We start from the raw sequence: 9,928 nt of genomic DNA on the forward strand, positions 1-9,928 counted from the left end.
GTGATGAGTCTGCCCTGACTGAAAACGACAGGCTCTCTGTAGAGGGTGGTATTTTTTCATGTCCAATTCGCTTTTAACCAATGAAACCAGCGAACTTGATTTGCTGGATCAACGTCCTTTTGATCAAACCGACTTCGATATTCTTAAATCCTATGAAGCGGTGGTGGACGGGTTAGCGATGCTCATCGGCTCCCATTGTGAAATCGTCCTGCATTCGCTTCAGGATCTTAAATGCTCGGCGATCCGCATCGCCAACGGCGAACACACTGGCCGTAAAATCGGCTCGCCGATTACCGATCTCGCGTTGCGCATGCTCCATGATATGACTGGCGCAGACAGCAGCGTCTCCAAATGCTATTTCACTCGCGCTAAAAGCGGCGTGTTGATGAAGTCGGTGACCATCGCTATTCGCAATCGTGACCATCGCGTCATTGGCCTGCTGTGCATCAATATGAACCTGGACGTCCCTTTCTCGCAGATCATGAGCACCTTCGTTCCGCCTGAAACTCAGGATCAGGAAGTGCCTTCTTCCGTTAACTTCGCCTCGTCGGTAGAAGATCTGGTGACGCAGACGCTTGAGTTCACCATTGAAGAGGTGAATGCGGACCGTAACGTTTCCAATAACGCCAAGAACCGCCAGATTGTGCTCAACCTGTATGAGAAAGGCATCTTCGATATTAAGGATGCGATAAACCAGGTCGCAGATCGGCTGAATATCTCCAAGCACACGGTCTACCTTTATATCCGCCAGTTCAAGAATGGGGATTTTCAGGGGCAGGATCGCTGATGCGTTTTGCCCTGATGGTAACGGGGCCGGCCTATGGAACACAGCAGGCCAGTACCGCTTACCAGTTCGCCGAAGCCCTACTTGCGGAAGGCCATACGCTTGTGAGCGTCTTTTTTTACAGGGAAGGGGTGTACAACGCCAACCAGTTGACCTTGCCGGCAAGCGACGAGTTTGACTTGGTTCGCGCCTGGCAGCAGCTTCATATCCGGCATGGCGCGGAATTGCATATCTGCGTAGCGGCTGCGCTGCGACGTGGCGTAACGGATGAAAGCGAAGCGAAGCAGGCGGGTCTGCCGGCTGCTAATCTCCAGCCCGGCTTTACCTTAAGCGGGCTTGGCGCGCTGGCGGAAGCGACGCTGACCTGCGACAGAGTGGTGCAGTTTTGATGAAACGCGTGGCTTTTCTGTTTACCTCTGCTCCTCACGGCTCTTCCGCTGGCAGAGAGGGGCTGGATGCGCTATTAGCGACTTCCGCGCTGACGGAAGATATCGGCGTCTTTTTTCTGAGCGACGGTGTGATGCAAATCTTGCTTGGTCAGAATCCGAAAAAAATCCTCGCGCGTGACTACATCTCAACGTTTAAAGTGCTGCCCCTGTATGACATCGAACAGTGCTGGGTGTGTGCGCAGTCGCTGCGCGAACGCGGCATTTCCGCCGGGCAGGATTTTGTTATCGAGGCAGAGGCGCTGGAGCCAGAGGCGCTTCGCGCCCACCTCGATGAGTTTGATGTGTTGTTAACTTTCTGAGGCTGGCATGCTACATACGCTTTCTCATTCTCCCTGGCAGTGCGACATTGAGGCGCTGCTGCGTACGCTTAGCGCTGGCGATGACCTGTTGCTGATTCAGGACGGCGTGCTGGCCGGTATTGAAGGCGGTCGCTTCCTTGAATTATTGCTTAGCGCCCCCATCTCTGTGTACGCGTTGAACGATGACATCGAAGCGCGTGGCTTGTCCGCTCAATTTTCGAACAGTATCGACAGGGTTGGCTATACTCATTTCGTCAGCCTCACGGTAAAACATCGCAATCAAATCGCCTGGTAACGCAAGTTCGGATCAGAACTGCTGGCTAAATTTGTGAACATCCTGATGGTAGATGGTAAAAAATCTACTGCCGAAGCAATCGTATACAGCGCGCTGGAGACCCTGGCTCAGCGTTCTGGTAAATCTGAACTGGAAGCTTTCGAAGTAGCTCTCGAAAACGTGCGCCCGACTGTTGAAGTTAAGTCTCGCCGCGTTGGTGGTTCTACTTATCAGGTACCAGTTGAAGTCCGTCCGGTTCGCCGCAATGCTCTGGCAATGCGTTGGATCGTTGAAGCTGCTCGTAAACGCGGTGATAAATCCATGGCTCTGCGCCTGGCGAACGAACTTTCTGATGCTGCAGACAACAAAGGTACTGCAGTTAAGAAACGTGAAGACGTTCACCGTATGGCAGAAGCCAACAAGGCGTTCGCACACTACCGTTGGTAATCCCTTCGGCATGTTAGTCACCAGACGGGCGCTTGAGATAAGTCGCCCGTTCTGGGTAACTTAATCTGAGCGCCTAAAGAAACAAACGAGGAATCAAATGGCTCGTACAACACCCATCGCACGCTATCGTAACATCGGTATCAGTGCGCATATCGACGCCGGTAAGACCACTACTACCGAACGTATTCTGTTCTACACCGGTGTAAACCACAAAATCGGTGAAGTTCATGACGGCGCCGCAACCATGGACTGGATGGAGCAGGAGCAGGAGCGTGGTATCACCATTACCTCCGCTGCGACTACCGCATTCTGGTCTGGTATGGCTAAGCAGTATGAACCGCATCGTATCAACATCATCGACACCCCGGGGCACGTTGACTTCACCATCGAAGTAGAACGTTCCATGCGTGTTCTTGACGGTGCGGTAATGGTTTACTGCGCAGTTGGTGGTGTTCAGCCGCAGTCTGAAACCGTATGGCGTCAGGCTAACAAATACAAAGTTCCGCGTATCGCGTTCGTTAACAAAATGGACCGTATGGGCGCGAACTTCCTGAAAGTCGTTAACCAGATCAAAACCCGTCTGGGCGCGAACCCGGTTCCGCTGCAGCTGGCGATTGGTGCTGAAGAAGGCTTCACCGGTGTTGTTGACCTGGTGAAAATGAAAGCCATCAACTGGAACGACGCAGACCAGGGCGTAACCTTCGAATACGAAGATATCCCGGCTGAGATGCAGGACCTGGCTGACGAATGGCACCAGAACCTGATCGAATCCGCAGCTGAAGCTTCTGAAGAGCTGATGGAGAAATACCTGGGTGGTGAAGAACTGACTGAAGAAGAGATTAAATCTGCTCTGCGTCAGCGTGTTCTGAACAACGAAATCATCCTGGTAACCTGCGGTTCTGCGTTCAAGAACAAAGGTGTTCAGGCGATGCTGGATGCGGTAGTTGACTACCTGCCATCCCCGGTAGACGTTCCTGCGATCAACGGTATCCTGGACGACGGTAAAGATACTCCGGCTGAGCGTCACGCAAGCGACGACGAGCCGTTCTCTGCACTGGCGTTTAAAATTGCTACCGACCCGTTCGTTGGTAACCTGACGTTCTTCCGTGTGTATTCTGGCGTGGTTAACTCCGGTGACACCATCCTGAACTCCGTAAAAGCTGCTCGTGAGCGTTTCGGTCGTATCGTACAGATGCATGCGAACAAACGTGAAGAGATTAAAGAAGTTCGTGCAGGCGACATCGCTGCTGCTATCGGTCTGAAAGACGTGACTACTGGTGACACCCTGTGTGACCCGAATGCGCCGATCATTCTGGAGCGTATGGAGTTCCCTGAGCCGGTAATCTCTATCGCGGTTGAACCGAAAACCAAAGCTGACCAGGAAAAAATGGGTCTGGCTCTGGGCCGTCTGGCTAAAGAAGACCCGTCTTTCCGCGTATGGACTGATGAAGAATCTAACCAGACCATCATCGCTGGTATGGGTGAACTGCACCTGGACATCATCGTTGACCGTATGAAGCGCGAGTTCAACGTTGAAGCTAACGTAGGTAAACCTCAGGTTGCTTACCGCGAAGCGATTCGCAGCAAAGTTACCGATATCGAAGGTAAACACGCTAAGCAGTCTGGTGGTCGCGGTCAGTATGGTCATGTTGTTATCGACATGTACCCGCTGGAGCCGGGCTCAAATCCGAAAGGTTACGAGTTCATCAACGACATCAAAGGCGGCGTAATTCCTGGCGAATACATCCCGGCCGTTGATAAAGGTATCCAGGAGCAGCTGAAGTCTGGCCCGCTGGCTGGTTATCCGGTAGTTGACATGGGCGTGCGTCTGCACTTCGGTTCTTACCATGACGTTGACTCCTCTGAACTGGCGTTTAAACTGGCTGCTTCTATCGCCTTTAAAGAAGGCTTTAAGAAAGCAAACCCAGTTCTGCTTGAGCCGATCATGAAGGTTGAAGTAGAAACTCCGGAAGAGAACACCGGTGACGTTATCGGTGACTTGAGCCGTCGTCGCGGTATGCTGCGTGGTCAGGAGTCCGAAGTAACTGGCGTTAAGATCCACGCTGAAGTTCCGCTGTCTGAAATGTTCGGATATGCAACTCAGCTGCGTTCTCTGACCAAAGGTCGTGCATCATACACTATGGAATTCCTGAAGTATGATGATGCGCCGAACAACGTTGCTCAGGCCGTAATCGAAGCCCGTGGTAAATAAGCCGCAGGGTTAAAAACAAAGTCCCGTGCCCCCTCGATGAGGGGGCGCTATAGTAAGGAATATAGCCGTGTCTAAAGAAAAATTTGAACGTACAAAACCGCACGTCAACGTCGGTACTATCGGCCACGTTGACCATGGTAAAACTACCCTGACTGCTGCCATCACTACCGTTCTGGCTAAAACCTACGGTGGTTCTGCTCGTGCATTCGATCAGATCGATAACGCGCCGGAAGAGAAAGCTCGTGGTATCACCATCAACACCTCTCACGTTGAATACGATACCCCGACCCGTCACTACGCGCACGTTGACTGCCCGGGCCACGCCGACTACGTGAAAAACATGATCACCGGTGCTGCTCAGATGGACGGCGCTATCCTGGTTGTTGCTGCGACTGACGGCCCGATGCCNAAACAAAGCAAAAACCCGGTCTGACGACCGGGTTTTTTGCTATCTGGCGTTTAACTCTTTTTCGAAATTATCTTGAGTCCTACTCTCTTTTTGCTCTCTTCTGCCTGTTTCTCCGTTTCATTCATCTGTGCGCTACAAGCCATCTGTTGCAGGATCGGGTAAACTAGCCGCAAGAATGATTCAGGAAACTACCATGAGTATTTCTCTTAAGCCCTTCAATACTTTTGGCATTGAAAGCCAGGCGCTCAAGCTTGTTGAAGTACAAACCGCAGAAGCATTGATCCAAACGTGGCGGGAAGCGCAGACTGACCATTTACCTGTTTTGATTATGGGTGAGGGGAGTAATGTTTTATTCACTGAAAACTTTGACGGCGTGGTAATCGTTAACCGTATCCGAGGAGTAACGGTACGGGAAGAGAGCGATAAATGGTTGCTGCACGTAGGCGCAGGAGAAAACTGGCATCAGCTGGTCGAGTATACGCTGGAAAGAAATATGCCGGGCTTAGAGAATTTGGCGTTGATCCCCGGATGTGCTGGCTCTTCACCTATTCAGAATATTGGCGCTTATGGTGTGGAATTAAAACAAGTTTGCGATTACGTAGAATGCGTTGAGCTCTTAACGGGCACACTTCACCGTTTGCCAGTTGAAGCATGCCGCTTTGGTTACCGTGACAGCATCTTCAAGCATGAATATCAGGATCGGTTTGCCATTACCGCCGTAGGTTTCCGCCTGGCTAAAATATGGCAACCCGTTCTTACCTATGGCGACTTAACCCGGTTTGATCCTACCACTGTTACACCTCGCCAGGTTTTTGATGCAGTATGCCATATGCGCCGTACAAAGCTTCCTGACCCTCGGGTAAACGGCAATGCTGGCAGCTTCTTTAAAAACCCAGAGGTCTCGAAAGCTCAAGCCGCAACGCTCTTACAAGCCTATCCTGATGCTCCTCATTACCCACAAAAAAATGGCAGCGTGAAGCTTGCTGCTGGCTGGCTTATCGACAAATGCGAGCTCAAGGGGCATCGGATTGGCGGTGCGGCCGTACATCGCCAGCAAGCGCTGGTACTAATTAATGAAGAAAACGCTACGGCAGAAGATATAGTGCGACTGGCCAGATTTGTTCGCCAGACCGTCGGTAGCAAATTTGATATCTGGCTCGAACCAGAGGTGCGGTTTATCGGCCGTACGGGCGAAGTGAGCGCTGTGGAGACAATTACATGAAAGACAATACGGTTCCCCTTACGCTTATGTCTACCCTTGCGGATGGCCAGTTCCACTCAGGCGAACAGCTTGGCGATACGCTGGGCATGAGCCGCGCAGCCATTAATAAGCATATACAAACCTTACGTGATTGGGGGGTAGACGTTTTTACGGTGCCTGGTAAAGGTTACAGCTTGCCGGAACCCATTCAGCTCCTTAATGAAGACATCATTCGCTCCCAAATCGAGACAGGTTCGGTTGCTGTATTGCCAGTTATTGATTCTACTAATCAGTATTTACTGGATCGCCTTTCCTCCTTACAGTCTGGGGATGCCTGCATTGCAGAATACCAACAGGCGGGGAGAGGGCGGCGCGGGCGTAAATGGTTCTCCCCTTTCGGCGCTAACCTTTATCTATCCATGTACTGGCGTCTTGAGCAGGGGCCAGCTGCTGCTATCGGCCTGAGTCTTGTCATCGGAATCGTTATGGCTGAAGTCCTGCATGATCTTGGCGCCGATCAAGTGCGGGTTAAATGGCCCAACGACCTTTATCTTCAGGATCGTAAACTGGCAGGAATCCTGGTTGAGCTAACCGGTAAAACTGGCGATGCAGCGCAGATTGTTATTGGCGCGGGGATAAACCTTGCAATGCGTCGTGTTGAAAGCGAAGTCGTTAATCAGGGGTGGATTAATCTTCAGGAGGCGGGCATTAAAATAGATCGCAATCAGTTAGCTGCTCGTCTTATTAATGAACTGCGGGTTGCCCTGGAGCAATTTGAAAAAGAGGGGCTTTCGCCTTTTCTGGCGCGCTGGGAGAAGTTAGATAATTTTATTCATCGCCCGGTTAAGTTGATTATCGGCGACCGAGAAATTTACGGTATCTCGCGAGGAATTGACGAGCAAGGTGCCCTGCTATTGGAGCAGAACGGAGCAATCAAAGCCTGGGTAGGCGGTGAGATCTCTTTACGAAGCGCAGAATAAAACAGGGGAGCATAGCTCCCCTGTTTTATTTCCTGAGCCGGACAGATTCCACAGCATGATTCGCGCTTTTGGTCATTATCAGGCTAGCTCTTTCCCTGGTGGGGAGAATGTTTTCCTTCAAATTCAACCAGTTAATTTCCTTCCAGAGCTGAGTGGCGACATTTACCGCTTCATCTTCAGAAAGTTTGGCGTAATTATGGAAATAAGAGTCAGGATCGGTGAAAGCCCCTTCCCGGAATTTCAGGAAGCGATTGATATACCACGTTTGCAATAAGTCTTCTGGCGCATCGACATAAATTGAGAAATCAACGAAGTCAGAGACAAATACATGATGCGGGTCGTGAGGATAATCCATACCGCTTTGTAAAACGTTTAAGCCTTCGAGGATCAATATATCTGGCTGTGTAACTACTTTATCGCCGTCAGGAATAACGTCATAAATTAAATGCGAATAAACAGGTGCTGTCACATCAGGCACACCTGATTTTATATCCGCCACAAATTTCACCAGCCTGTGCATGTCGTAAGACTGAGGAAACCCTTTCTTCTTCATCAAATTGCGCTCTTTGAGCACTTTATTTGGATGCAGAAAACCATCAGTGGTAATAAGTTCAACGCGGCGATGTTCAGGCCAGCGGCTCAGCAACGCCTGCAGCACACGCGCTGTCGTGCTTTTACCTACGGCGACGCTGCCTGCAATGCTGATGATATAGGGGATGCGCTGACCGTTTGTGCCAAGAAACTGCTCCAGCACGGCCTGGCGGCGAAGATTAGAGCTGATATAGAAGTTCAGCAGACGGGATAACGGCAGATAAATTTCAGCCACTTCCTCAAGAGAAAGATCTTCGTTAATCCCTTTTAAGCGGGCAATTTCACCTTCGGTTAGCGTCATCGGCACCGAGTCGCGAAGTGCAGCCCATTGGCTCCGGTTAAACTGAAGATAAGGAGTCGTTAACATTTGCTCTTTATTACTCATAAGCATGCTTCTGCCTGTCATTCAGGACAAAATGAGAGCTTTTCGCTTAACGAAACGAAGCTCTCATCTTCGAGCGCTCAATGGCACGCTACGTGTATCATTTTTGACAATGGGCAGGAGGTTAACACCAGATGACGGCGAATAATAAGAAAAAATCATAATCATGATGCTTTCCAGGGGAAGCGTCACGGTTAGCGTACTTTACAAGCGCTTAAGCCCTGAGATCTTGTGAAGGAATAAGGTACTTTGATGAAGAACGCCTGGCCAAACATTCGATGTTATGACATGGCATTTACATAAAATCGCAGGCCTTAGAATGACCTTTTAAGCGGAAGCACACGTTCTGGAATACCCTTTGAGAAGATTATGCGGCAGTGTTTGACGCTTTATGAAGCCCGGAACGGTTGAAATAGCGTCAGATTTGCGCGCTGATGCGCAAAATGTGAGCAATAGAGCAGTTTATGCAATTTTTTTGTTGCATAGGCGAGCCGCTATTCCTAGAATGCGCGCTACTTGATGCCGGCTTAGCTCAGTAGGTAGAGCAACTGACTTGTAATCAGTAGGTCACCAGTTCGATTCCGGTAGCCGGCACCATCAAGTTCGTTTCGGCCACGCGTTGGCGTAGCCCGAGACGATAAGCTCCAGCTAATCGGCTCGAATATTGAGAGGTTTTCTCTCATATTCACTACAGAAAGAATCAGGTAGCCGAGTTCCAGGATGCGGGCATCGTATAATGGCTATTACCTCAGCCTTCCAAGCTGATGATGCGGGTTCGATTCCCGCTGCCCGCTCCAAGATGTGCTGATATAGCTCAGTTGGTAGAGCGCACCCTTGGTAAGGGTGAGGTCGGCAGTTCGAATCTGCCTATCAGCACCACTTCTCTTTTCCTCCCTGCTTCTCTTCTGTTATGAATTCAACAAATTCAGGCGATAGCCTGGTTGATGTGGTGATATCACCGATTTATCCGTGTCTTAGAGGGACAATCGATGTCTAAAGAAAAGTTTGAACGTACAAAACCGCACGTTAACGTCGGTACTATCGGCCACGTTGACCATGGTAAAACAACGCTGACCGCTGCCATCACTACCGTTCTGGCTAAAACCTACGGTGGTTCTGCTCGTGCATTCGATCAAATCGATAACGCGCCGGAAGAGAAAGCTCGTGGTATCACCATCAACACCTCTCACGTTGAATACGACACCCCGACCCGTCACTACGCGCACGTTGACTGCCCGGGCCACGCCGACTACGTGAAAAACATGATCACCGGTGCTGCTCAGATGGACGGCGCTATCCTGGTTGTTGCTGCGACTGACGGCCCGATGCCGCAGACCCGTGAGCACATCCTGCTGGGTCGTCAGGTAGGCGTTCCGTACATCATCGTGTTCCTGAACAAGTGCGACATGGTTGATGACGAAGAGCTGCTGGAACTGGTAGAGATGGAAGTTCGCGAACTGCTGTCTCAGTACGACTTCCCGGGCGACGACACCCCGATCGTACGTGGTTCCGCTCTGAAAGCGCTGGAAGGCGACGCTGAGTGGGAAGCGAAAATCATCGAACTGGCTGGCTTCCTGGATTCCTACATCCCGGAACCGGAGCGCGCAATTGACAAGCCGTTCCTGCTGCCGATCGAAGACGTATTCTCCATCTCCGGTCGTGGTACCGTTGTTACCGGTCGTGTAGAGCGCGGTATCATCAAAGTGGGTGAAGAAGTTGAAATCGTTGGTATCAAAGATACCGCGAAATCCACCTGTACCGGCGTTGAAATGTTCCGCAAACTGCTGGACGAAGGCCGTGCGGGCGAGAACGTGGGCGTTCTGCTGCGTGGTATCAAGCGTGAAGAAATCGAACGTGGTCAGGTACTGGCGAAGCCGGGCACCATCAAGCCGCACACCAA

Annotated in this window: 9 protein-coding genes, 3 tRNA genes and 2 pseudogenes; 13 read left to right on the forward strand and 1 reads right to left on the reverse strand. The window is 50.9% G+C overall.

What is annotated here, in order from left to right; translation table 11 throughout:
* Positions 1-58 precede the first annotated feature (58 nt).
* The 9 genes and pseudogenes from IEX01_RS15610 to birA all read left to right on the forward strand — a co-directional run bounded on the left by IEX01_RS15610 (position 59) and on the right by birA (position 7,055).
* The gene (locus IEX01_RS15610; protein ID WP_024558553.1) at positions 59-787 is read left to right on the forward strand and encodes a helix-turn-helix transcriptional regulator; all 729 of its coding nucleotides are present in this window, start codon (positions 59-61) and stop codon (positions 785-787) included.
* The gene (gene tusD / locus IEX01_RS15615) at positions 787-1,173 is read left to right on the forward strand and encodes a sulfurtransferase complex subunit TusD (RefSeq protein WP_024558554.1); all 387 of its coding nucleotides are present in this window, start codon (positions 787-789) and stop codon (positions 1,171-1,173) included. The genes IEX01_RS15610 and tusD overlap by 1 nt, the downstream gene beginning before the upstream one ends.
* Positions 1,173-1,532, forward strand: a complete 360-nt coding sequence (gene tusC, locus IEX01_RS15620) for a sulfurtransferase complex subunit TusC (protein WP_188724140.1) — start codon at positions 1,173-1,175, stop codon at positions 1,530-1,532. Before tusD ends, tusC begins: the two co-directional genes overlap by 1 nt.
* 7 nt (positions 1,533-1,539) lie before the next feature.
* On the forward strand, positions 1,540-1,827 hold the full coding sequence (gene tusB / locus IEX01_RS15625) for a sulfurtransferase complex subunit TusB (protein WP_024558556.1): 288 nt from the start codon (positions 1,540-1,542) through the stop codon (positions 1,825-1,827).
* Positions 1,828-1,830: 3 nt separating this feature from the next.
* Positions 1,831-2,253, forward strand: a pseudogene (gene rpsG / locus IEX01_RS15630) (30S ribosomal protein S7); the annotation flags it as partial.
* A 97-nt stretch (positions 2,254-2,350) separates the two neighbouring features.
* Positions 2,351-4,465 (forward strand): elongation factor G, encoded by a 2,115-nt coding sequence (gene fusA, locus IEX01_RS15635; RefSeq protein WP_024558558.1) that lies wholly within the window; start codon positions 2,351-2,353, stop codon positions 4,463-4,465.
* A gap of 67 nt (positions 4,466-4,532) precedes the next feature.
* Positions 4,533-4,871, forward strand: a pseudogene (locus IEX01_RS15640) (GTP-binding protein); the annotation flags it as partial.
* A gap of 178 nt (positions 4,872-5,049) precedes the next feature.
* Complete coding sequence (gene murB / locus IEX01_RS15645) at positions 5,050-6,096, forward strand: UDP-N-acetylmuramate dehydrogenase (protein WP_188724141.1); 1,047 nt, start codon at positions 5,050-5,052, stop codon at positions 6,094-6,096.
* On the forward strand, positions 6,093-7,055 hold the full coding sequence (gene birA, locus IEX01_RS15650; RefSeq protein ID WP_188724142.1) for a bifunctional biotin--[acetyl-CoA-carboxylase] ligase/biotin operon repressor BirA: 963 nt from the start codon (positions 6,093-6,095) through the stop codon (positions 7,053-7,055). The genes murB and birA overlap by 4 nt, the downstream gene beginning before the upstream one ends.
* 25 nt (positions 7,056-7,080) lie before the next feature.
* Here the strand turns inward: birA and coaA are convergent, their stop codons facing one another.
* The gene (coaA, locus tag IEX01_RS15655; protein ID WP_024559460.1) at positions 7,081-8,031 is read right to left on the reverse strand and encodes a type I pantothenate kinase; all 951 of its coding nucleotides are present in this window, start codon (positions 8,029-8,031) and stop codon (positions 7,081-7,083) included.
* 518 nt (positions 8,032-8,549) lie between these two features.
* On the opposite strand from coaA, the gene IEX01_RS15660 reads away from it, so the two are divergent.
* From IEX01_RS15660 to tuf, 4 genes are all read left to right on the forward strand, one after another.
* A tRNA-Thr gene (locus tag IEX01_RS15660) sits at positions 8,550-8,625 on the forward strand.
* A gap of 125 nt (positions 8,626-8,750) precedes the next feature.
* Positions 8,751-8,825, forward strand: a tRNA-Gly gene (locus IEX01_RS15665).
* Between the two features lie 6 nt (positions 8,826-8,831).
* Positions 8,832-8,907 (forward strand) — tRNA-Thr (locus IEX01_RS15670).
* A gap of 110 nt (positions 8,908-9,017) precedes the next feature.
* A partial coding sequence (tuf, locus tag IEX01_RS15675; protein WP_188724143.1) for an elongation factor Tu occupies positions 9,018-9,928 on the forward strand: 911 nt, incomplete at its 3' end.

The organism is Franconibacter daqui, assembly GCF_014644275.1.
GTDB classification, from domain to species: domain Bacteria; phylum Pseudomonadota; class Gammaproteobacteria; order Enterobacterales; family Enterobacteriaceae; genus Franconibacter; species Franconibacter pulveris.